This is a genomic window from Streptomyces silvisoli, assembly GCF_029269905.1.
In the GTDB taxonomy this organism is placed as follows: Bacteria; Actinomycetota; Actinomycetes; order Streptomycetales; family Streptomycetaceae; genus Streptantibioticus_A; species Streptantibioticus_A silvisoli_A.
Genome location: NZ_JARJBC010000039.1, coordinates 1 through 24436, shown reverse-complemented (window position 1 = coordinate 24436; position 24436 = coordinate 1). Strand labels below are relative to the sequence as shown.

13 protein-coding genes are annotated in these 24436 nt (G+C 71.0%); 1 reads left to right on the top strand and 12 read right to left on the bottom strand.

Features of this window, described 5'->3' with window-relative positions; all coding sequences use genetic code 11:
* Nucleotides 1-308: 308 nt before the first annotated feature.
* From P3G67_RS34530 to P3G67_RS34510, 5 genes are all read right to left on the bottom strand, one after another.
* The gene (locus P3G67_RS34530; protein WP_276097035.1) at nucleotides 309-1427 is read right to left on the bottom strand and encodes a phosphotransferase family protein; all 1119 of its coding nucleotides are present in this window, start codon (nucleotides 1425-1427) and stop codon (nucleotides 309-311) included.
* A complete protein-coding gene (locus P3G67_RS34525; protein WP_276097034.1) occupies nucleotides 1424-2551 on the bottom strand; it encodes a hypothetical protein in 1128 nt (375 codons plus the stop codon). Before P3G67_RS34525 ends, P3G67_RS34530 begins: the two co-directional genes overlap by 4 nt.
* A 190-nt stretch (nucleotides 2552-2741) precedes the next feature.
* Nucleotides 2742-4226, bottom strand: coding sequence for a sugar porter family MFS transporter (locus P3G67_RS34520; RefSeq protein WP_276097033.1), 1485 nt, complete (start codon nucleotides 4224-4226; stop codon nucleotides 2742-2744).
* Between the two features lie 336 nt (nucleotides 4227-4562).
* Complete coding sequence (locus P3G67_RS34515; RefSeq protein ID WP_276097032.1) at nucleotides 4563-5975, bottom strand: NAD(P)/FAD-dependent oxidoreductase; 1413 nt, start codon at nucleotides 5973-5975, stop codon at nucleotides 4563-4565.
* A gap of 244 nt (nucleotides 5976-6219) precedes the next feature.
* Nucleotides 6220-6825: a hypothetical protein gene (locus P3G67_RS34510; protein WP_276097031.1), complete on the bottom strand. Its 606-nt coding sequence runs from the start codon at nucleotides 6823-6825 to the stop codon at nucleotides 6220-6222.
* 923 nt (nucleotides 6826-7748) lie between these two features.
* On the opposite strand from P3G67_RS34510, the gene P3G67_RS34505 reads away from it, so the two are divergent.
* Nucleotides 7749-7967: a type A2 lantipeptide gene (locus P3G67_RS34505; RefSeq protein WP_276097030.1), complete on the top strand. Its 219-nt coding sequence runs from the start codon at nucleotides 7749-7751 to the stop codon at nucleotides 7965-7967.
* 181 nt (nucleotides 7968-8148) lie between these two features.
* Here P3G67_RS34505 and P3G67_RS34500 read toward each other — a convergent pair whose 3' ends face one another.
* From P3G67_RS34500 to P3G67_RS35920, 7 genes are all read right to left on the bottom strand, one after another.
* The gene (locus tag P3G67_RS34500) at nucleotides 8149-9267 is read right to left on the bottom strand and encodes a class I SAM-dependent methyltransferase (RefSeq protein WP_276097029.1); all 1119 of its coding nucleotides are present in this window, start codon (nucleotides 9265-9267) and stop codon (nucleotides 8149-8151) included.
* Entirely contained in the window at nucleotides 9264-10475 is a 1212-nt protein-coding gene (locus P3G67_RS34495) for a glycosyltransferase (RefSeq protein WP_276097028.1), read from the bottom strand. Before P3G67_RS34495 ends, P3G67_RS34500 begins: the two co-directional genes overlap by 4 nt.
* Entirely contained in the window at nucleotides 10472-11317 is an 846-nt protein-coding gene (locus P3G67_RS34490) for an alpha/beta fold hydrolase (protein WP_276097027.1), read from the bottom strand. The genes P3G67_RS34495 and P3G67_RS34490 overlap by 4 nt, the downstream gene beginning before the upstream one ends.
* 3 nt (nucleotides 11318-11320) lie before the next feature.
* Nucleotides 11321-11572, bottom strand: a complete 252-nt coding sequence (locus P3G67_RS34485) for an acyl carrier protein (protein WP_269857652.1) — start codon at nucleotides 11570-11572, stop codon at nucleotides 11321-11323.
* A gap of 68 nt (nucleotides 11573-11640) precedes the next feature.
* Nucleotides 11641-16263, bottom strand: a complete 4623-nt coding sequence (locus tag P3G67_RS34480; protein WP_276097026.1) for a type I polyketide synthase — start codon at nucleotides 16261-16263, stop codon at nucleotides 11641-11643.
* Nucleotides 16257-23240: a type I polyketide synthase gene (locus P3G67_RS34475; RefSeq protein WP_276097025.1), complete on the bottom strand. Its 6984-nt coding sequence runs from the start codon at nucleotides 23238-23240 to the stop codon at nucleotides 16257-16259. Before P3G67_RS34475 ends, P3G67_RS34480 begins: the two co-directional genes overlap by 7 nt.
* Before the next feature lie 716 nt (nucleotides 23241-23956).
* Nucleotides 23957-24175, bottom strand: coding sequence for a transcriptional repressor (locus P3G67_RS35920; RefSeq protein WP_313881880.1), 219 nt, complete (start codon nucleotides 24173-24175; stop codon nucleotides 23957-23959).
* Between the last annotated feature and the right edge of the window lie 261 nt (nucleotides 24176-24436).

Sequence of the window (24436 nt, the reverse complement as noted above, 5' to 3'; positions counted from 1 at the left end):
ACCGAGCTGGGCTGGATCACGCGCAGCTGGATCATGGACGAACTACACAGACGAGCGGCGCACGCCCGCCGACGGCCGGACGGTAGCACCAGGCCCGCAGATCCCGGCCACGATCAAGACGAACCCGCTGCTCCCCGGGACGAGGCCGCCGAACTGGCGGAGTAGCCCACCCGCCCGTGCGACACTGGCCCAGTGGCCCCGCGTCTCCCCCGTCGCGGGGCCGCGCCTGTTGTCGGACGCCGGCGAACCGGGAGTGTCACGCGGCTCGCGGCCTCCTCGCTTCGATGCGATCGCCTCGATGCCCGCGGTCACCAGTACCGGCCTTCCAGCATGTTCTCGATCGCGGGTCTGTGCAGGATCAGGCCGTCGGTGTCGGTCGGCAGAGGGATCTCGCCGAAGTGCACCCGGCGATAGCCGACGCGAAGCATGACCAGGGCGTGCCGCAGTGCCGCGTAGAGGGAGTAGAACTCCATGTCCCGCGGGGTGTGCCCGGTCAGCTGCGCGTAGCGGGCGGCGACTCGGCCGAGGTCGAGGAAGCCAGGAAGGCCGAGGTGGCCTGAGCCCTCCGTCAGGTCCTGGAAGAAGCGGTGCAGGAAGACCAGCCAGCCCAGGTCCAGTTCACGCGGGCCGACTGACGCCATCTCCCAGTCGAGAACCGCGCACGGAGTGAAGTCAGCGGCGTAGACGATGTTGCCGATCCGGGCATCGCCCCAGCTCAGTACGGGCTCACCCGGGTCCTCGGGCCACAGCTCCTCAAGCCGGTCGAAGGTCCGCTCGATCAACGGCGAGGGCGAGTGGTCCGCGATCACCCAGGCGTAGTAGGCGCGTTGCTCGTTCACGTGCCGCCGCAGCGCTGTGTCCCCGTCCGCATCCGGAGTCAGGAACGGCGCCTCCGCCGCCGGGACGGTGTGCAGCTCGGCGAGCGCCTCGACCGTCGACCGTTCCAACTGGTCGCGCTGGTGCGCGCTCGCCTCGTACAGCCAGTTGCCGGGGTAGGTGTAGGGAAGCACATCGGGCGGGACCCGGCCGAAGGCTCGCTCCATCACGAAGCCGGGCGCGCCCAGCGGCCCCGGATCCGTCTCCAGGCGCAGAAGCCGAGGTACGGGTACTTTCGTCCGCTCGGCGACCAGCGCGATGGTGCGGTACTGGCGAGCCATGTCGTAGCGCGGGAAGACGGTGTAGGCGAGTGGGTCGGCGGCCAGTCGCAGCACACAGGGCCGCGGCGTTGCCCCGGGTCGCTGGAGGTCGAAGAGGACCGTCTCGCTCGACATGCCGTTGGTGGGCGGTATCTCGTATCGGGTGACCACGGCGCCGGGTTGCCAGGTGGTGACCCAGGCGGTCAGCCGCCGGGCGAGTTCCTCGGGATCTCGGGTGGTCCGGCGCAGCGCGGGTGCGCCGCGGGTCTCATCCCTACGGGTCTCGTTCATGGGGTCGCCGAGGTGAAGCCGCTGGGGTCGTGGCGGCCGAAGCTGCCGTGTTCGAGGATGCCGTGCCCCGTCACCCCGTCGTCCCGGACGAACCGGGTCGCGTGGTCGGTCACTCCGAACCGGGCCGGGCCCGTGACTGCTGGGTCAGCCAGGTCGTAGGTGATGCGTTCGGTCCACCCGCGACCGCGCCAGGTGCCGTGCTGCCAGTCCGGCGCGGGCGGGTATCCGGCTCCGACGGCGAGCGGGCTCGACGTGAGGACCGTTGCGCGCAGTTCGACTGACTTGCGCGCACCGTCCATGAGGTGCAGGACGGCGGTGCGCGGCGTACGGGTGCCCGGGGCGTAGTCGATGTCCACGTACGGCCAGCCCAGTTGCTCGTCGGGACGTTCCGCGCGCTCCGGGTGGACCCGTATCGCCTCGTTGAGCGTCCGGTAGCCGTCTGCGTCCTCCTGCACGATGACCATGACGAAGCAGTCGGGGAAGCGTATAGGGCACCAAATCCAGTGGAAGCCCTCCGGCCGGTGCTCTTCTGCGGCGCGTCCCGGCTGCTCACCGGGGATGGGCCGAACGCCCCAGCTGCGGTCCCGGGTTGCCGTCCACTCCCCGCCGGTGACGGTGTAGTGAGTGCCGCCGGGGGCAGTGATCCGCCCGGTCGCGCCGCCCGCTTGGACGAACCGGCGGCCCTCCAGCGTCAGCCGGTCGCCGGTGCGGCCGGTGTGGTGGGGTTCCCAGACCGTTGGGAAGTCTCCATGCCAGACGAGATCGCAGGACAGGCTGTCGGCGCAGGCCGGATCCGGCTCGCAGACCAGCCTGATCGACCGCAGTGGCTGCTGGACCTCGAACCGCAGCGGACCGACACACAGTCGCATCCGGTCCTCGCCGAGCGCGTCGGAGGCGCGTACCGCGTGCAGCACGTCGCCGACCCGCAAGGTGACGTACGCGTCGATGACGCCCGTGTTGGGATAGACCCCGAGCCCCGCGATCAGCAACGCCCGGCCAGCATGGTCGAAGACGTGGAAGATGCAGCGGTCATAGGCGTTGCGGTCGCTGGTGGCCACATGGCGCATGGACAGCGGTACCTGGTGCACCGGGTACTCGTCGAGCGGCACGGGACGCTGCGGCACGGCGGCCTCCTCACAGAACACCGAGCGGAACCAAACCTGACAGTACGTCAGTTAAGTGTGAACGGCCAGCCCCTCTCCCGGGCGAGCACCTCAGAGTCGGCTACCTGAGCTGCGGTGTTTCGCCGCCTGAGCGGGGCCGACCGCGCCGGGGCGAGGTAGAAGCAGCGCCAGTGCGAGCTGGCGGGTGGCATCACCGAGAAGGCTGTCCGGTCGCGTGGGTGGGGCGCGCCTGCGCCTCGTACAGGTGGATGATCTCGTCGACCGAGAGGCCCTTCGTCTCCGGCAGGAACGTGTAGACGAAGGCGACGGCCGCGACAGCCAGGCCCGCGAAGCAGACCAGCACCCAGGCCAGGCCGATCCCGCTCTGCCAGGTGGGGAACACCTCGATGAGGGCGAAGTTCGCCAGCCAGTCCACAGTCGCCCCGATGGCGGCCGCGCGGCCGCGTACCGCCGTCGGAAAAGTCTCGCCCTGGATGAGCCACCCTGTGCCCCCGACGCCTACCGCGAAAGAGGCAATGAACAGACTGAATCCGATCATCACCACGATGATCTGCGCTGTGCCGCGCAGAAAGCCCAGCCCGAAGGCGGCGATCAGTGCCGAGACCGCCATGCCGCCGTAACCGCCCATGGACATCACACGCCGACCGACCCGGTCGATGTACCGGAACCCGAAGTACGTCGCGCCGACGTTGAGCGCCGTCATGATCGCGGTGACTTCCACCCCCGCGATCGCCGCGTCCACGGTCGTGCCGTGTCCACCCGACTGGAACAGCGGCGCCAGCAAGTGCGGCCCGTAGTAGAGCGGCACGTTGATACCGGTGATCTGCTGGAAGGTGAAGAACACGCAGACCACCACGAGCGCCCGGCGCACTCCCGGCGTCCAACTGCTGACCTGCGCCTCGCCCTTGCGGGCCTGCTCGTATGCGCGCAGTTGCGCCGCCGTACGTTCCACCTGTTCGACCGTCACCTCGACACCAAGCTGCCCTATGGCCTTCTTGACACCGGCGTAGCGCCCCTTCTCCAGCAACCACCGCGGTGACTCGGGCATCCTCGTACGCAGTACCAGCCCGATGAGCGCGGGCACGGCTCCCAGGCCGAAGATGAGCCGCCAGTCGATCCCATAGGCACGGCCCGGCAGGGATCGCAGGAGCACCAGAGCCACGACGTACGAGACGAGAATGCCAACCGTGATCATCCACTGCTGGAGCATGCTGAGCGCTCCGCGCCGATCCGCCGGGGCGTATTCAGCGATATAGGCGGTGGCGATCGCCGAGTCCGCGCCGATGGCCAGGCCGATCAGCGTACGGGCGGCGATGAGCACCCAAGCATGCCAGGTCACCGCCGACAGCAGCGCCCCCACGGTGTAGATGCCGGCATCGGCGATAAGCAGCGACTTGCGGCCGAACAGGTCGGTCAGAGGCCCGGCCAACAGCGCCCCAACCGCTGCTCCGACCGACGCTCCCGCCACCAGGTAGCCGAGAGCGAAGCCGGTGAGGTGGTACGGAACGAAACTCAGGGCCGACCCGATGTTCGCCGTGTCGTAGCCGAACAGGAAGCCGCCGATGGTGGCAAGAAGCGTCAACGACCAGTAGAACGAAGTCGGTGGGCGCTGATCCAGCATCTCCAGCACGTTCTGGCTGTCGCCAGTCTGATCCCCTTGCGTATGAACGCTCACAAGACAGTTCCCGTATCACCTTCCTGACATCGGAAGTTCCAGGGAGCCGGGACAACATGCCAAGTGTCACCCGCACGTACGCGGCGATCGCACTTCACGGATCCACGACCAGCTGGCCCGAACAAACCGTTGGTTGATCAGGCCGTGACGAATTTGGGAGTACACCCGGCCGGGACACCCCGGCGGCGAAGGCTGCGGGGCGAGACGGTCCGTTCCACCGCTGCCCGGCTGAAGCCGCAGAGCGCCGGTGTGCGCCTTCGGGGACGGCCGATCAGCACCATGACCTGGGCGGATGACTTATCCGCACCCACACCCGGCCGCACGTCCCGATGGCCGCTACTCCCCCAGCAGGCGCAACAGGTGCGCGCGGTCGAGAACGGGCCGCCCGGCCTCCCCGCGGGAAGCCAGCGGCTGCGGAGGCCGCTTGTCGATCCTGGCCATCAGGTCCGGCCGGGCGAGCACTTCGGCACGCGGTGTGAGGCACACCGCGGCCTCCAGCAGCGCTCGGAAGACCTCGGCGTCCCGGAGGGCCGCCGCGGCAAACCGGGAGGCCACCGGGTCCGGGAGGGGAGGTTCGCCCCCTTCTCGCAGCGCGTCCATCTCGGCGATCCGCACACGGTCCGCAGCGATCTGATCCTGGTAGTAGGGGGCGACGTACTGCTCGGTTGCCTTGTCCCACGCCGAGGCGAACACCTCCGGGTCGGCAACGTGCTCACGCACGGTACGGCGCAGTCGCTGGACGTGGAGCACTCCGACGCTGAGCCCACGAGCGGCCGTTGGGTTGGTGCACGCCCACGCGTCGCTGACCGCGGCGAACCCCGTGGCGACCGGGCGCCCATCGACGACGAACCGGCGTCGTCGGTTGAGGATCCCCGCAGTCACGAGCACGTCGCTGATCGGCGCGCCGGCCAGCCAGTGGGCCTGGGCGGGGCAGGCGCGCACCAGCCGCGTGAAGCACTCGGGGTCGCGTATCGCCCTCAGGGGCGCGTCCTTGGCGGAGCCGACGACCGTGATCGACCAGGTGTCGTTGTCACCGGGGATGGTCAGCAGGGACACGGTGCCCAGCGGGGTCAGTGGCGCTCCCCTGCGCAGCGGCTGCTGCGGGCCGGTGAAGTAGCGGGTGTAGTAGGCGAATCCGCCTTGCTCCTTCTCGGTAGCGGGCTGCTCGGCACCGAGGTGAGCCAGCCAGCGCGGCGCGGCTGTGCGCCGCCCCGTGGCATCCACGACCAGGTCGGCGCGGATCTCCTCCCCGTCGCTCAGGCGAACCCCGGCAACGTGGGGTATGCCCTTGCACCGCGGAGGCCCGCCGAGCAGGTCCGCGACCCGTACACCGCGCCGCACGGTGACGTCGGGCTGCTCCTCGGCGGCGGCGGCGAAGACCGACTCCACAACGGGGCGCCGCCCGCTGACGAAGCGGAAGCGGTCGTCGTCGGGGCGCGGCGACTGGTCCTCGATCCCTGGCGGCATGGGCGTGAGCGTGTCCATCAACACACATCCGGCGGCCAGCAGACGGCCCGTCATGTCTGGCAGTTCTTCGGCGAGCACCTGCCGGAACCGCGGCAGCAGATTGTGCGGCTGGCGGAAGTGCGGCACGCCGGTGCGCCGCCACCTGTCCCAGGCCTGCGCCGGTTCGGGCGGCGGTCCGACGGGATCGGCTTCCAGCACCGTGACCGTATGCCCGTCACGTGCCAGCATCAGCGCCGCGGACAACCCCACGACACCGCCACCGCAAACGACGATCCGCCCCATTCGGCCCCCTCCGAATCCACGCCTACCGTGCCATGAGACGCACCCGGTGGCGAACGGATTTCCGCGGCAAGGCCCGAACTCATCGGCAGGGGCGGCCGAGCGCCGACTGCGGGCGGCGCGGTCCGGGCTGCGCGGCGGGACAGCCAGGCGCTCCCGGGCGGTGGTCCGCTGATGCCGCCGGAGGCGACACCAACTGCAACGTCCACCACACCGCGTCGCCACCGGACGTCGCACTGGTGTGGCGTCAGGCGATGGGCCAGCAGTTGTACGCGTTGTAGAGGTTGCCGTTGCAGGAGTACGACATCCCGTACTGGCAGCCGCCGAAGCTGAACGGCACCCACGTCCCATTGCAGCACCCGTAACACCAGTTGTTCACCTGGTCGCACCAGGAGTCGCCGTCGACGCACTGGGCCTGTGGCGCGGCAGCGCTTCCGGGGGGAATGGTGAAGTGGAGAGCGCCGGGCCTCGACGGTGCCGGGGGACGGGCCGCGGCACGGTTCGGCGGCTGCCCTGGCTGCTTGCCGGGCGATCCGCCACAGCCGGGACGCTGCTGCTGCACCGCGTGCAACAGCATGGCCAGCGCGGCCGCTTCGGCCGTGCCGGGCTGCGTCAGTTGGATGCGCACCACAGGGTGCGTGTGATCGTCACAGGGCATCTGGCCCAGCGGCTCGACCCGCTCGATGAGGGAGACGGGAAGCGTGGTCCAGTTCTGGCACGTGGTGCCAGGGGCGAACTGGATGGCGTCCGTCTTCTCGGCGGTCTTGACCATGCCGGTCAGAACCACGGGTGTGGGTACGGAGTCGGCGACGAGCGCCTGGTAGAACTCTGTTCCTGTGAACGACGTGTTCAAGGTTCCACCCCTCTACGCGAAACGCCCCGAGCCGGGCAATATGAGGACAGCGCAGCCCGGGCCTTCGCGATAGAGCTGCGCGCAAGTTTCACTCGAAGGGCGACGCTCGGCGGCCCGGGCGTACCCAAACCCGCCCGGCGCTCAGGCACGCCGGCGATGTGGAGTCAGCTGGCGTTTGAGCGCCAGGCGCTTGGAAAGCGCCCGGGGCACCGGCCGGTGGGCACAGGGTGCGGCCACGGGCCGGCGCGCACATCCGGGTAGTACGACGCCTGCCCCGCCGTCTGGGGAACACACCCATTCGGCCATCACAACGCGTCCCGATCGCATCCGGCATCGCCCCCTCAAGAACCGGGGATGCCTCAATCGGCATCACGGCCGACGGGAACGCCTGCCGGACACCATCCGAACCGGCGCCGGACTGCTTTCGGATCAACAAGTCAATGCGCAGCACGCCAACCTCTGATCGCGTTCGACCACTGACCAGTTGGGACTTGCTCGTCCAGGGCTGAGGCTCCGTTGTGAGGACACGGCGCGTACAGGGCGAGCCGACCAGGCTGGGCATCGTCGTCTCCAACGCCACCGTCCATGAATTCGGAGCCGGATGCGGTCGTTTTTCCGGACCTCCGCGATGCGTACAGGAAGGTCACAGCCCCCTCGTACCACCCGGGTCCGCCGGGGGCCGCGCGGTCTCGAATGCCGACATGTCCCATGGGTTTCCGAGGGTGACGGCGTCGCAAACCGGCCACGGGCGCCGGATTCCGAAAAGCATGTGAAGGAGTTGCCGACATTCCGTGGACGATTCCACGGGGCGGCATGTGGGGATATTGGGAACCCTGGCAGAAATAACCGATGGGCCGGGGTCGCAGTGCGGCCGGTCGGCATGGTTTGCTCTCGCCCCCAAGCCACGAGTGGAAAGGCCAGTCATGCGCAACGACTTCACCCCCGTCGAGACCCAGGAGATTTCCGACGCCGACCTGGACGCCGTTTCCGGCGGCCTTGTCGGCGGCCTGGTCCAGGAAGCCACCTCCGCGCTCCCCGTTCTGCCCGGGCTGCCCAGCGGCGTGATCAGCGGCGGCGCCGGCATCCAGGTCGTCGGCCCCGTCTCGGGCCAGGCCAGCGTTTCGGGCATAGCCGGTCTCTGACGCGACAACGGGCCCCGGAACCTCTTGGCGCTGGCCGTCAATTCGGGGCCTGACTACTTCGCCCCGCCGATCGCTTGGTCGGCGGGGCGAAGTGCTGCGACTGTCCGTCGTGAACGGGCACCCCGCCGCACCGGCACTCCGTACGTCGTGCGTGGCCGCTTCCCCGAAGAGAGCGCCGCCGTTACCCCGGCGGTGTCTCAGGCCGCCTGGCGATGACCCGGTAGGCGTTGCTCAGGCCCAGCCGGTGAGCGATCGGCTTGACCAGCAGCCGGTCAAGCGTGGTGGCGAGGAGCAGAGCCGGTACACCGGCCAGCAGGAGCGCGGCGCGCAGCAGGCGGTGGATGCGGTCCGTCGGTGTGGTGAGCCAGGGAGCGTCCTCGGGTGGTGCGACGGCGTTCAGCGACAGCCATACCGCGCCGAGCAGGTCTACCGTGTCATGCGGCTCGGCGTGTTCCTCGGCGACCACGGTGAAGCCGAGGGCGGTCAGCTCTTGGCGGAGGTTGGCCACGGGCAGGAAGTTCAGATGCTGTGGCTGCAGCCAGGGAAGCCACCAGCGGCCGAGCACCCTGGCGAGGCGGCTCTGCGGATCGGGTACCTCGATCAGTAGATGCCCACCCGGGTGGATCGCCTGCCAGGCCGCCCGTAGTTCGCCGCGCGGGTCGGTGCTGTGTTCCAGGTAGTGGTACATGCTGACCGCGTCGTACCGGCCGAGGAGTTCCTGGCGCGCCAACTCGGTGAAGCCGCCCCGAAAGCCGCGGTCGATCCGGCCCGCCCGCTCGGCCAGTTCGATGCCCGCGCTGAAGTCCAGCCCGTCGAACGCGGTTCCGGGGAAGACGGTTCGGGCGGTGGCGCAGAAATGCCCGTGGCCCGTGCCGACGTCGAGCCAGTTCTTCGGCGTGCGGTCGAAGGGTTTCAGGGATTCGGCCCGGCGTCGGTACATCTTCTCCCGGCCGGGTCCGGTGAAGACGCCGTCGAGGTCCTTCTCCCCCAGTCCGTCGTAGAAGTCCCGGTAGTAGAACTCCAGACCCGCACCGTTCAGCCTGGGGTTCTGGAAGACATGGCCGCACTGCTGGCACTCGTCGAGGAAGAAGCGGCCGGGCTTGTGCTGGAAGAGGTCGGGCGTGCGCAGTCGTTCCCGCAGTCGGGTCGAGCCGCACCACGGGCAGTCGGTGCGGCGTCTGTCGAAGAACCGCTCGGTGCCCTGGGCCAGATCGGCCTGGTAGCGCGGACGAAGCTCAGCCACGGTCGCGGTGCGGCTGCGCTTCGCCGACGTCCCGGGTGTGTGCTGTTCGCCGCTCATTTCGTCACCTCGGGGGTGGGCGGGGCCTCGTCCGCGCCCGCCGCCAGCCGTTCCAGATGGATGGCGGCCGCGGCGGCTCCGCCCGCCGCGCGGAAGGACGCCCCGACCCGCTCGGCCGCGGCACGGTAGCCGGGTTCCCAGAGCACCGCGTCGAGTGCGTCGCCGAGCTTGGACGCCGTGACCCGGCCGAACCGGACGCGGACGGCCGCTCCGGCGTCCACCACCTGGGCGGCCACCACGGGCTGGTCGTCGCGGATCGGTGCCACGACCAGCGGGACGCCGTGCCACAGGGATTCACAGACGGTGTTGTGCCCGGCGTGGCAGACGACGGCGTCGGCCCTTTCCAGAAGCGGGAGTTGCGGAACGTATGGCAGCACCAGCACGTCCTTGTCATCGGCAGTGGGCGGACCGAGCGAGCCCGCGGGATCGGTGATCACCGCCTGGAGGCGGTCGGTTCGGCCGCGAACGGCCGCGCGGCATTCGGCGAGGAAGCGTGTGCCCGCTTCGGCGTTGGCGGTGCCCAAGGTAACCAGGACCGAGGGTCGCGCGGGGTCCAGCCAGTCCCAGGGGAAGTCGCATGTGGCCGGGCGGTGGGCGATCGACGGGCCGACGAAGCGGATCCGGTCGTGCGCCCGGACCGGGCGTCCGGCGAGTTCCTCGGTGGTGAAGGCAAGCACCAGGTGTGGGGAGAACCGGGGATCGGCCGTCCCGGCCGGGTCGCCCATACGGTGGCGCAGGTCGTCCAGCAGCCCTTCGAGCCAGGCGTCGACCTTGGGCATGCCGTCGAGGGCGCCGGCGAACTCGGCCGAGGTGGTCGCCGAAGTGGCCCACCGCACGCCGAGCAGCTCGGCTGTCAGGCCTCCGGCGACCGTCTGCTGGTCGGCGACGAGCACATCGGGACGGAATTCCGCCACGGCCGCCCGCACGCCGGAAGTCATCTCCTCGGCGAGCGGCCCCAGGAACCGCTCCCAGAGGAACTTCAGCGCGCCCGGGCCGCGTACGTCCGGTGGGCGGAGGGCACCGCCCTCGCCGAGCCTTGGTCCGCCGCAGGCGAAGACGGTGCCGCCGTCACCGACGAGCGGCCGGACTGCGTCGGGCATCCCGGCCCAGGCCACCTGGTGTCCGCGGGCGGCCAGCTCGGCCCCGACTCCCACTGTGGGGTTGATGTGGCCGACCAGCGGCGGGACGACGAACAGGAAGCGGCTCATCGCGCGTCGCCCTCCGCCGCGACGGGCACCGGCGGCGTGCCGCCAGGCTCGCCGATCGAGGACAGCAGCAGTCCGAGGACGAGCCCGGGTGCCTCCGCCAGCACGGAGTGCCCCTGTCCGGGCAGGAAGACCGACCGCGTACCCGGCAGCAGCGACGCCAACCGCCATGCCTGACCGGCGAGTTCGGATTCACTACCGTAGACGGCCAGCACCGGGCAACGCACCGAGCGGACCTGCTCCTCGCTGAGCACCCGGCTCGCCGGGATGTCCCGCGCGATGCTGGTGGTGCGCACCAGCCGGGCCGCTGACCTCGCCAACCTGGCGGTGTGGTCGCCCTCGTGGGCGCTCACCCAGGCCAGCGCCTCGGCCTCGTGCTCGACCAGTTCCCTGACGAGGCGCCGAAAGATATCGGCTATGTCCTTGGCCCAGGACTCCGTGGCGGGATTCGACTCGATCAGGCAGACTCCCGCGACCCGCTCCGGGTGGCGGACGGCGTACTCGAAGGCCACTGTTCCACCAAAGCAGTTGCCTACCAGGTGGACGGGACTGGTGATCTCCAGGCGGTCGAGCAGCCGCTCCAGGTCGGTGACGAAGTCGGCCAACGCGTAGCTACCGTAGGGGCGTTCACTGCGACCGTGGCCGCGGTGGTCGTACATCACCACGTCGGTCCCGGCAGCAGCGAGCGCGGGGGCCACCGTGAAGTAGTAGCTGGCCAGGCTGTCGGTGAGCAGGCCGTGCAGCAGCACGGCGGTGGTGGTGGGCGGGCGCCCGTCCGGTGGGGCGAGCCGCTGTACGTGGAGCCTGATGCCGTCCGGTCCGTCGGTTGTCCGGATCATCGCCATGGATCAGTTCCTCTCGGCGTTGAGGCACCGCACGACGTGTTCGACTAGACGTCCGACGGTGAGGCCGATGATCTCGTCAAGCTCCAAGTCGGCCACGAACGCGGCGAAGTTGACCTGACGCCCGTAGTGTGCCTCCAGGCTGCCCGCCAGGGTGACCAGGTCGATGCTCTCCAGCTCCAGGTCCTCGGTGAAGCGGGTCTCCATGGTGATCTCGATGTCGTCGAGACCGTACTCGTCGAGTACGGCCCGCAGCATCCGGGCGATGTCCGCGAGGACGGTGCGCGCGTCGACCACGGAGACCGCGGGGGTCTGCCCACTGATGGTCACTGATCGATCTCCTCGTTGTCGTCCGCCGGCCCGTTCGTCCAGGCCACGATGTAGTCCCTGCACGGCAACCCCGGCGGATTGGCCACCCCCGTGCTGTGCACCCGGTAGCGGCGCGGCACACCGGTTGACGTGGCCGCCTGGACCACGAGTCGTACCGGCGCGGCCGTGACGTCCGCCTCGACCACGGCGAAGTCCCGGGGCCTGCCGCGGAACCCGGTGCCCTCCGCCTTGGCGACGGCCTCCTTCGCCGCCCAGAGCGTCGTGGTCCACCGCGCCTCGGCCTCGCCGGTCTCGGAGCGCAACGCGGCGATCAGCTCGCGCTCCGACGTGCCGAAGGCGACCGCGAGGGTCTGCTCGGCCAGGTCGGCCAGTTCCTCGATGTCGATGCCGGGCCCTGGGCCGTCGACGCGGCGCCGCGGCCGTCGCGGTACCACGAGCGCCACCCCGGTCTCGGCGCGGTGCGCCACGGAGAGGTCCAGATCCGGGAGGGTACGGCCGTGCACCCCGGTGGCGTACGGGCGACCGCGTTCGTCGTTGCGGATCCGTATCTCCGCGGGGAAGACAGGGCCTTCGCCGTGGTCCCAAAGCCACCGCCGTACGGCGTCCTTGGCCGCGATCCGGCCGAGCAGCCACTGTCTTCGCCCGTGCGGTGGGCGGCGCTCGTACTCGGCGCGCTCGGCGCCGCCCAGGTGGTTGCGCATGATCAGGTCCTGGGAGGCGAGGTCCGGCCACCGTTGGTGGAGGAGGACCCAGCCGCCGGGCTGCGCCCTGGAGAGCGTGTTGCGCTGCGGGAAGCGCTCGACCGCCTTGGTCTGCGGGTGGTTGTCGAACCTGCGGTCCTGCCAGCCGGTCACTTCCGCCCACACCTGGCCGTCCGCGACGAGTTGTACGTCGGCTTCGAGTGCGGCGTCGGTCAGCGAGGCGATCCTGACCAGGCACTCCACCTCGGTTCCTGAGCGCGGATGCGGCCCGAAGAAGCACAGATGCCGAATGCCGACCGGGAAGACGACGGTCCGCTCGGTACGGGTGGCCATGATCCAGTAGCCCAGCAGCTGGCCGATGTTGTCCAGCAGGCCGCCGGGCGCGGCAGGCGTGGTGATCGTGCCGCGTACGTGTGCCTCGCCGATGGCGGTGATCTCGGTGAGGCCCTGGAACATCGGGCCGTGGAACATCCAGCGTTCTGCGTAGAGTTGGGCGGCCGTGTGGCGGGGGGTGCGCTCGGCGGCGGGGTCGGTACGCCACGGTTCGGGGCGGTCCGCCGGGTAGTGCGGGGCGACTTCCACGGTGGCGTGCGCGCTGCGGCCGAAGGCGACGCGGATCCCGCTGGGGTCGTCGGGTGACGGCGCCGTCGTGATGGGCACGTCGGCCGGGGGTGCGGCGGTCACCCACTGGTCGAATCGGGCGCCGTGCACCGCGATGGCGCGCTGTCCGGGCGCGGCCCGTTCCGCCGCGTCCATGAGGTGCCGCACGATCGTGGTGGCCGGTACCACCGGCCACCGGTCCGCCTCGTCGGGCCAGCCGGGCCGCTGGGGGAAGAAGCAGTGGTCGCGCAGATACGGCATCGCGTCGGTGGAGACCCGTAGCACGGTGCTCGTCTCCAGGGCGCGCGTTGCGGTCGCGATGGTCGCGGGCGACTGACGTGCTGGTGCCGTCCGGTCTCCCGCCGCGATGAGTTCGGCGGCGGTCTCGGCCGTCTCCCGCAGCAGCGCGCCGAGTTCGGCGGCGAGCGGGAAGCGGGTGGCCGCGACGTCAAGTGCGGCCGTGGCGCTGGCCGGTTGGCTGGCGGAGTCGGCAGCGGGTGCCAACTCACGGCGCAGCTCCGCTAGTACGTCCGCGTCCAGTCGGACCAGGGGGCCGCCCAGGTCGAGCCGAACCGGCTGTCGCGGAACCGGTGCCGGGTCGTGCCCCGTCCCCCCGTGCGCGGCCACCCCGCGCGGAAGGTCGGGGTCCGCCTCGGCGCCGTCGGCCCACAACGCGGCTGCTACGCGCCTGAGTTGGGCGAGGCCGTCGCGGTGCGGCGAGTTGGCGGCGACCACGAGGTGTTCCCTGTCGTGCAGGGTGTCGCTGACGAGCGAGGCCAGCTGGCCTGTACCGACCTGTACGAAAGCGCGGTGGCCCGCCGCGTACAACGCTTCGATCAGCGGCCGGAAGCGTACGGGCTCCAGCAGATGCCGTACGAACAGCTCGCGCACGGCGGTTTCGTCCCGCGGATAGGGCGCGGCGGTCGTGGCCGACCAGACGGGGACGGTCGGCGGAAACAGCTCGAAGCGGTGCGCGGCTGCTGCGATCGGCCCCAGGTAGGGGGCGAGCATCGGAGTGTGGAAGCCGGACTGGAACGGCAGGACCTGCGCTATCACCCCCTCGGCTCGCAGCGATCGGACGAACTCCGCGACGGGGGCCGGAGGACCGCACACGATCGACTGGTGCGCCGCGTTGTCGTGGGAGAGCACGATCCTGTCGTCCGACCACTCCTCCAACGCGGCCACGACCCGCTCCGCGCAGGCCCCGAGGACGGCGAAGGCCATCGCGGGCACGCGGAGCGCGTCCGGGTCGAAGGAGTCCAGGAAGGCGTCCACCGCGTTGGCCGCGTACATGCCTCCCGCCGCCATCGCGGTCCATTCGCCGACGCTGTGTCCGGCCACCGCGTCCGGCACGATCCCCATGTGCCGCAACGCCGCGTCCAGCAGGCGGCCCACGCCGAAGACGTCCGCCCCACGTCGGCCGACGTCACCGGCCGGTGCCGGTCCACTGCCGTGTACGGCTGCCAGCCCGAAGTGCTCGGCCACACCGGCCAGCCGCGGCTCGAACTCGCCCTCAAGACCGGGGAAGACGAACGCCAGCTTCCCCGGCACCCCGTCGGCGCCGCTGCCGAGCAGGGGGTTGGCGGCGAACCAGATGTCGTGGCGACCGCGCCAGGAGCGGCCTTTGGCGACGATGCGCCTGGCCAACGCCAGCCGCCTGGCGGTCGGGTCGACGATGCCGAGCCTGCTGCGGCCCGGCCCCGCGGGTCGTTCCGATCCCGCGGCGAGTACGGCGCGGTCGTCTGTCGCGAGGAGTTCGGCGAGTCGCTCCGGGGTGGCCGCGGCCAGCGCCAGGACACGCTCCGGCTCGGCCACGACGGCCCGTGAAGCGGGCACCGCCACCGGTGAGACGGGCGTTGGGGCCTGTTCCAGCACCACGTGGGCGTTGATGCCGCCGAAGCCGAACGCGTTCACCGCCGCACGGCGTAGTGGCTGATCCGCGGCGGTTTCCCAGGGCCGCGGCGTGTCCAGGGTACGGAACCGGGTGGTCGCGAGAGCGGGGTGCGGGTCCTCGCAGTGCAGCGTGGGCAGCAACACACCGTGGTGGACCGCGAGGGCCGCCTTGATCAGGGCGGCCACGCCGGCGGTGGGCATGGTATGGCCGATCATCGACTTCACCGAACCGATGACGGCGCGGGTGTCGGCTCCGCCAGGACCGTGGGGGCCGAACACGTCGGCCAGCGTGGCGAGTTCGGCCGCGTCTCCGGCGGGTGTGGCGGTGCCGTGTGCCTCCAACAGCCCGATCGCGTGCGGTTCCCTGGGGTCCAGGCCAGCCGTTCGCCACGCCTGCCGTACGGCGCGCGCCTGGCCCGCCGGGTCCGGGTTGACCGGGCCCGCGGCGCGTCCGTCGCTGGCGACCCCGGTGCCCCGGATGACCGCGTAGACACGGTCCCCCGCCCGCTGCGCGTCGGCCACGCGTTTGAGTACCACGACTCCGGTGCCCTCCCCGATCAGAATGCCGTCGGCCGCTCGGTGGAAGGGCCGGATGCGCTGACTCGGGGAGAGCGCACCGAGTTGGGAGAAGACGCTCCACAACGTGATGTCGTGGCAGTGGTGCACACCACCGGCGAGCATCACGTCGCAGCGGCCCGAGGCCAGTTCCCCGACTGCCTGGTCGACCGCCACCAGCGATGACGCACACGCCGCGTCAACGGTGTAGGCGGGCCCGCGCAGGTCGAGTCGGTGCGCCACGCGTGAGGCGGCGAGGTTGGGCACCAGTCCGATGGCGGCCTCGGGGCGGTCGGGCCCGAGGCGCTCGATGAAGGCCGCGTGGACCCGCTCCAACTGGTCCATGCCGAGGCCGGGCAACAACTCGCCGAGGGTGCGGACGAGTTGGCGGGCGGTGCGTACCCGCTGGTCGAGCCGGACGAGACCGGGGGTGAGGTACCCGCCACGGCCCAGCACCACGCCCACCCGCTGCCGGTCCGGCAGCCGGTCCTCGCCGCCCGCGTCCGCGATGGCCGCGGCCGCCACCTTCAGGGCCAGCAGTTGGTCGGGCTCGGCGCCCGGCACCGACGCGGGCATGATCCCGAACCGGGTGACCTCCACCTCGGCGAACTCGTCGACGAATCCGCCCCGTCGGCAGTACACACGGTCCGGCGCGGTCGGGCCGCCCGCGCCGTCCGGGTGGTAGAAGTCGGTGTCCCAGCGGCCAGGTGGCACGTCGGTGATCGCGTCGGCGCCGTGCACCAGATTGCGCCAGTAGGTGTCCAGGTCCGGCGCGCCCGGCAGCAACACGGCCATCCCCACGATCGCGACCGGGTGCGTCCCGCCGACCTGCGCGCGGTGGGCGCCGTCGTCGTGGACCACGGTCACCATTCCGAGGCGGTGACGACGACGGAACCGGTCGGCTCGCCCTGCCAGGCGAGTTCGCGCAGCAACGCGAGCGTGCCTTCCTCCGGGTCGATGAGTGAGACGCCGCGCCGCGCGTAGTCGCGCGCGAGTTCGAGGCTCACCATGCCCGTGTGTGTCCCGGTCGGCGCCCAGGGCCCCCAGTGCACGGTCAGCGCCCGGCGGCCCGTGCGAGCCGCCCAGCGCAGGCCGAGCGTCTCCAGCGCGTCGTTGGCCGCGGCGTAGTCCGCCTGCCCGGGATTGCCGAGTACCGCGGAGATGCTGCCGAACAGCACCACGAGGGCGGGGCCGGCCGGGAGTTCCTCCAGCGCGTCCAGCAGGGCGCTCGCCCCGTCGACCTTCGTACCGAAGACCCGTTTGAAGGAATCGTCGGTCTTCTGCTCGATCAGCCGGTCCTCGATGACGCCGGCGCCGTACACGGCAGCGTCCAGTCGACCGTGCTCGGCGTGGATCTCCTTGACGGCCTGGAGTACGGCGTCGGTCTCCCGGAAGTCCACGGAACGGTACCGCACCTGGCTGCCGAGGCTCCTCAACTCGGCCAGGGTGCTGGCGACTTCGCGTTGGGCCAGGATCCGGGAGGTTTCCCGCTGGATCTCGGCCGGTGTCCGGTGGCCCTCGGCGGCGAGCGCCGCGCGCAGGGACACCGGGTCGCGGGCATCGGCGGTGGCCGGGGCCTCGGGCCCGCCGGGCTCGGGCGTCCGGCCGAGCAGTTCGATCCGGCACCGCGCGGCGGACGCGAGCGTGGCGGCGAACCGTGCGGTGATGCCCCGCGCCCCACCGACCAGTACGACCACGCTGTCGCGGTCGAGGCCGATGGCGGCGGCCTCCGCCGCCCCGGCACCGGCGGGCCCCGCGCCCGAGGTGGCCAGGCTGCCGAGCGGGGTCTCCACCAGCTCCAGCGCGTGCCTGCCAGCGGCGGTCCGTAGCACCACCGGCGCCAGGTCCGGGGCGAGCAACTCGCCGAGCAAAGCGTCGGCTACGGACACCGGCGCGTCCCCACCGGTTCCGGGAGCTGACGCGCCGGGCACGGCGATGACGCGTGCCACGATCCCCGGGTACTCCTTCGCCACCGTGCGGAAGAAGCCCTGCAGCCCGGCAGCGCGCAGGTCGAGCGGATCGCCGCTGCGCACCGCGAGCATCCAGCGCGGTGAGCGCCGCAGGGCGGCCTGGAGCACCGGGAACGCCCCCGGCAGCACTGGCCTGGCGGAGTCGGCGAGGGGCTGCAGCAGGATCACCCCGTCCACCTCACCGTCCTGAGCGGTGAGCAGGTGGTCGGCGTCAACGGTGATGGCTTCGGCGCCGTGTGTCATGAGCCGGGCCGAGACGCTCTCGGCGGCGCCACGACCGTCGCCCAGCAGCACGAAGCGTTTGCCGGTCAGCAGGACGGTGGGGTCGGTGGCGTTGTCCGGCTCGCCGAGCGGCACGGCGCGCAGCACAAGCCGCTTGGGCGCTTCGCCGACCACGGACGCGGTCCGCCGCAGCACCTCGTCGTCCAACCACTCTGCCGTGGGCGGCAGTTGGTATTCGGGGGAAGTCGGGGTGGCGTTGCCATCGTCGGGTGTCAGCCGCCCGGAAAGCCAGGCGGTGACGGCCGCGGTGGTGCGGGCCTTGGCGAGTTCTTCCAGTTCCTCGTCGCCGAGCGCCGCCGCGCCATCACCGCGCATCCCCAAACGCCTGGCGAGTTCGCCCGCGATCTCGGCGCGCTTGATCGAGTCGATGCTCAGGTCTGCTTCCAGGTCGAGGTCGGGCTCGATCATGTCGAGGGGGTAGCCGGTGCGCTCGCTGATGATCTGCGACACCACCCGCGAGACGTCGGCGGCGGTGAGCGCGGCGGGAGTCGGTGCTGCTTCGGGGTGTGGTGCATCGGCGGGGGCGACCGCCGACGCGGTCGGCGGCGGCTCGACGACGGCGGGGGCGGCCGGGGCAGTCCGACGTACGCCGGGTTCGGTGCCGAGATGGGCCAGCAGCACATCGCGCTGGGCCGCCACCATCTCCCGGCTGCCGCGCAGGAACTCACGGACCAGCGCGTCGCGTTCCGCCCGCTCGCCCTCCGACCTGCCGGTGCCGCTGATCACCACCTCCCGGGTCCGTCTGGCGGGCGCCAGCGCACCGGGCAGCAGTTCACCGTCCGCCGTACGCACCAGGTGGCCGTCCACCGTCCATCCGGGCCGTTTCGGTGGCGCGTTGCGGTCGGCCGCCATGGCGTCGCGGCCCCGGAACATCCAGCCGGTGCGCACCGGCAGCCCGACTACGGCGAGTTGGGCGAGCGTGTCGAGGAAGGCGCGCAGGCCGTTGGTGCCACCGGCGCCGCTGCCCTCGAAGGCGATCGCGTGGTGCGGTCGGTCCCCCAGGATGGAGCCGACCAGCCGGGTGAGCACCGAGCCGGGACCCGCCTCGACGAACACCCTGGCGCCCGCTTCGTACATGGCGTCGATCTGCGCCGCGAACCGGACCGGCGCTTCGATCTGGGCAGCCAGTTCCGACCGCACCGCCTCCGGGTCCGCGGCATGTACGGCGGCGGTGCGGTTGGACCAGACGGGCAGCTCGGGTGCCCGCACCCGGCGCCTCGCCAGCGCCCGGGCGAACCGCTCCCCCGCACCGGCGAGCAGCGGACTGTGAAAGGCGCAGGCCACCGGAAGCCGCCGGACTCCGTGCCCGGCCTCCCGGAACAGCCGCATCACCTCGTCCACCACGTCCGCGCGTCCGGAGAGCACCGTCTGGCGCGGTGCGTTGTGGTTGGCGACGACGGCCTTTCCGGCCAGCCCCCCTTGGCTCAGGATCCGCTCGGCTTCGTCGGGACCCACCGCTACCGCGGCCATGGCGCCCGGCTGGTCGCCGGCCGCGTCGAGGATCGCGGTCGCGCGCTCGGCGCTCAACTCCAGCAGGGTGCGCGGATCAAGGGCGCCCGCCGCGCAGAGGGCGACGAGTTCCCCGTAGCTGTGCCCGGCGAGCATGTCCGGTCGGATGCCGGCGACCGTCAGCAGGGAGTGCGCCGACAGGCCCGCTATGCCGAGAACCGGCTGTGCCACCCGGGTGTCCGCGATCCGCCGCCGCTGTTGCGCCCGCTGGGCCTCGTCGAAGGCGGTCGGCGGGTGGAGAACGTCCGTGTGGGCCCGGCCGAGTTCGAGATAGCGGTGCAGTTCCGGAAAGGCGACGAATATGTCCGCGAACATGCCGGGCCGTTGGCTGCCCTGGCCCGGGAAGAGAAAGGCGACCTTTCCTGGGTTCGGTGTCGGAGAGAACGCCGCGATTTCTGACGCTTTGCCAGCGACGTGGATCCGGGACGCGGGGTCGCGTTCGCCCGCGAGCACTCGTCGCAGCTGTTCGGCCAGATTGTCCAGGTCCTCGGCCACCACGGCCACCCGAACCGGTTCGTGGCTGGTGTCGGAGCGCCGCGCGACCGCCAGCGCGAGATCGCGCAGCCGCCATGGCCGTCCGAAGCTGTCATTGCTCGCGGCCAGTGCCAGCGCCTCCTCGACCTCGCGCAGCGCGGCGGCGCGGTCCGCACCCCGAAAGACGAACAGTTCGGCGGGCCAGGCGTCGAGCCCGTGAGCCGGTGGTGCCCCGTTGCCGTGAGCCGCCAGCACCACATGGAAGTTGGTGCCGCCGAACCCGAACGCGCTGAGTCCCGCGAGCCGTTCGGCGGCCGGCGCCGCCCAGGGCCGTGCCTGGGTGTGGAAGGCGAAGGGGCTGCGCTCCGGCTGCCATGCGTCGTTCGGCCGCGTGATGTGCAGGGTCGGCGGCTTGACCCCGGTGTGCAGCGCCAGGACGGTCTTGATGAGCCCGGCCAGTCCGGCGGCGCATTTGGTGTGCCCGATCTGCGACTTGACGGAGCCGAGCGCACAGCGTCCCGGGGTGGCACCGGCGCTGAGGAACACCTCGCTGAGGATGGCCAGTTCGGTGCGGTCGCCGACGACCGTTCCGGTTCCGTGCGCCTCGATCAGACCGACATCGGCGGGCGAGATCCGGGCGTTGCGGTAGGCGCGTTCCAGCGCGGCCCGTTGGCCTTCGGGGCGCGGTGCGGTCAGCCCGAGCGACCGCCCGTCGCTGGAGCTGCCCACCCCCTTGATCACGCCGTAGACCCGGTCGCCGTCCCGCTGGGCGTCGGCCAGCCGCTTCAGCACGACGCAGGCAACGCCCTCGCCGAGCGCTATGCCGTCGGCCGAGCTGTCGAAGGCGCGCGAGCGCCCGGTTGGCGAGAGCGCGTGCACCGAGGAGAACAGCACATAGTCGTTGATGCCGTTGTGCAGGTCGGCGCCCCCGCACAGCACGATGTCGCTGGTGCCGCCGACCAGTTCCTTGCAGGCGACGTCCACGGCGGCCAGCGACGACGCACAGGCCGCGTCCACCGTGTAGTTGGCGCCGCCGAGGTCGAGCCGGTTGGCGATCCGCCCCGAGATCACGTTGGCGAGCATGCCGGGGAAGGAGTCCTCGGTGAGTTCGGGCAGTTGCTCCGCCAGTCCTTCCGGTACCGCGCCGAGGTAGGACGGCAGTACGGCGCGCAGCGTGTGGGCGTTGGACAGATCGCTGCCGGCCTCGGCGCCGAAGACGACGGCGGTACGGGACCGGTCGAACGCCCGGCCCCGCTCGCCGTATCCGGCGTCGTCCAGGGCACGGCGGGCGGCCTCAAGGGCGAGCATCTGTACCGGTTCGATACTGCCGAGCGAGGTCGGCGGAATGCCGTATCGCAGGGGGTCGAACGGGATCTCCGGCAGGAATCCGCCCCACTTGGAGGCGGTGACGCCGCTGCCCCCGATGTCGCCGCCCTCGGTCGGCGCGTAGTGGATCGAGGGGTCCCACCGCTCGCCCGGCACCTCGGTGACGGCGTCGACGCCGCCCACCACGTTCGCCCAGAACGTGGTCAGATCGGGCGCCTGCGGGAACATGCAGGCCATGCCGATCACCGCCACGTCCAACGGCGCGGGCGCCTCCGGTTCGGCGCACCGCTCACCCTGCCCGACGCCAAGGCGCTGTTGGAGCAAGGCCGTACGTTCGGTCAGAAACTCGGCGGCGCCGTGGGAGACCGAGTGGTGCAGCGCGCCGATCGTGGTGGTGGCCGAGCGCAGGACCGCGACCTGCCCGGCCATGAACATGCCCTCACGGAGCTGGCGTTCCTCGGTGACCGGCAGCAGTTCACCGCCCGTGTCCCGTTCGAGCCCCTTGCTGGCGATCCGCAGTCGGCCGACGTTGAGCCGCTCCAACTCCTCCCACATCTGCCGGTCGGGGACACCCCGCGCCCTCAGCCGATCCTTGATGGCACGGTAGCCATCGGCGAACGGGCTGGCCACGCATCGGGTGGCGTGGCCCGGAGCGGTCTCCAGCAGCACGGTGCGCCGCGCGGCCACCACCTGGCGTTGGAAGAGCGGCTGGACGGCGCCTCGCCCCACTGCCTCCTCGGTGAAGAGGTACGCGGTACCCATCAGCAGGCCGACGGCCCCGCCGCGTCGGACGAGCGGGGCGCTGAGCCCCGCCACCATGGCGGCCGAACGTTCGTCGTGGATTCCACCAGCGAAGAGAACCTCGACCCGGTCCGCCGTCCCGTCGGCGCCGTCCAAGTAGTCCTCGATGACCGCCAGTTGGGCCTCCCAGAGCGGAAAGCTGCCAAGTGGCCCGACATGGCCGCCGCATTCGGACCCTTCGAGGACGAACCGGCGGGCACCGGCCGCAAGGAACTGGCGGAGCAGCCCCGGGGAGGGGACGTGCAGAAAGGCGGTGATCCCGGCCCGCTCCAACGCCTCGGCCTGGGCAGGCCGCCCACCCGCGATGATCACATGGCTCGGGCGCTGTTCGCGTACGGCTTCCAGCTGTTCACGCCGGAGCTCGGGCGGCGCGAACCCGAGGAGGCCGACGCCCCATGGCCGTCCCGCCAGTGCGGACTTGGCCTCTGCCAGCACCTCGCGCGCCCGGTCCCGCCCCGCGAGGGCGAGCGCGATGAAGGGCAGAGCGCCCTTGTCGGCGACGGCGCGGGCGAATCCCGCCTGGTCGCTGACCCTGGTCATCGGTCCCTGCGCCAACGGCAGTCGGGTACCGAGTGTGCCGCTCATCGGTGCCCCGAGGCGCAGCACCGCCGCTGCCGTCCCATCCCGCACGGCCTCCCGGATGGCCTCCGTCACGGCTCGAACGGCCGTGGCGGTGTCGTGCCAACGCTCGGCGAACCGGCTCGCGAGGAAGCCGTCCTGTCCCACGGGGAGCAGTTGGGTACGCAGGTCGTGTACGCCGAGCCGCGAGGCGACGCGGGTGGCCGCCCCGGTACCGCCCACGGTGCCGGGGCGGTGGCGCAGCACCCGGTGACCGTCGATGACAACGGTCTCCGAACCGTCCATGGAGCGGATCGCGGCCGTCGCCTCCTGCGGCAGGCCGGATTCGGCGAGCAGCGCCAGTTGGGTGTCCAGCACGACCCCGGCCGCCCCACCGAGTACCGCCCCGGCCGCGGTGCGCGGCCCGATCCCGCCGCAGGCCCACACGGGGATGGCCACCGCCGGTTCGGCGAGCAGGAGTTGAAGCAGCACGAACGTGCTGAGCTCGCCGACCCGGCCACCGCTCTCGCTGCCCCGGGCGATCAGGCCGTGTGCCCCGGAGCGGACAGCGTCCAGGGCCTGGTCAAGGTCGGTCACCTCAGCCAACACCCGGTAGCGGTCCGCGACTTCACTTGTCTGCCAGGGCGCGTCCACCCCGAGCACCACGGTGTCCGGTCCTGCCCCCTCGTCAGCGCTCAGGTCTTCGGGCGCGAGTTGGCAGGCGGTGGCCACCCGGACACCGAACCGGGCACCGGCCGCCCAGCGCTTGGTGTCAGCGAGCGCCTCACGCGCCCGGCGGCGTCCCGTACCGAGATCGAGCACTCCGAGTCCACCGGCGCGGCTGACCGCCGAGGTGAGTCTGGCGTCCGGTTCACCAAAGGGACTGATGCCTATGACAATGTCGGCTAAGCGCGCAGCGGACGTCATGTGCTCTCCGGAGGGGGATTTGATGACGCATTGGGGGGATTAGCGGCGCAAAGGAAGCAACTAGGACATGCGCGAATGGCCATACGGGATCCAGACCCCGGATGGGCGTTCGAATTGAGGCAAGTGCCGAAGGTAGCGACATCAATGCGAGGAGTCAACCTACGCAACCCACACCAGAAGCCGGAGACCCTAGCCCGCGAGCGGGAATCAAGTACGCCCGAACGAGCGGCGGATGATACTGAGCGGACAGGGCGGCACAAGGCCAGAGTCGGGCGGATTCCACACGATTACGCATGGGCGCCACCCCGCGCACACAGCCATGACACGCGCGGTTCCCCATCCCGCGCATGTTGATTCTTCGTGACAGTGGTGTTAACGATTTCAGCGGAGGACGGCGACCACAACCGGCCATCAAACGGCCACCAGGCTGTTGGTCCAACATTCCCTTGCCGCCCACATTTACTTATCCCGGACCTGCGGCTGCGCGACTGCTTCTGGATATGCCGACGCACTCTCGGCACGATTCGGCTTTCCCGCCCGGACGGTTGTCCCAGGTGGTTCTCCTTCGTCGGCGTTGGGCACGCAGAGGGCGCAGATCCCGGTGAGCTCGACCGTGTACTGGACCGCGGCGAACCCCGCGTGCTTCCCGACCTGTTCGGCCCACTCCTCCACCACCTCGGCGGCCACCGGCTGACTACGCCCACAGCAGCGGCACATCAATGGCGATGACCCTCCGCGACGCGCCGCCGGTAGAGCCGCTCGCCCGCGTCGTCGCGCACGACGTCGACACGAACGGTCGCCGCCAACGCCCGCAGCGCGCGATAGACGGTGGTCAGCCCGACCCCTCGCCCTGCGGCCTCCAGGAGTGCGTGCAACTCCTGGGCCGAGACGGGCCACAGCGACGACATCGCCCGCCCGCACGGTGAGGCGCCCACCAGTCCTCCCCGAGTTCCGCGTCCCGGGCACGCCCTCAGGTCTTCAGTTCTTGAAGAAGGCCACATCCCTTGACGCCTCATCAGTTCACGAGTTAAATCACGCCGCGAAATAAGTCGGAAAACCAGCCCGACCCCAAGGGACTTCCCAATCGTGATGTCAAGCCGCAGTCGTGACGGGAGGTGAACCTTGGTAGCACTGGCCGTCACGGATCATCGCCCACAGAACGTTGAGGCGTCGGCGGGCGAGGGCCAGCAGTGCCT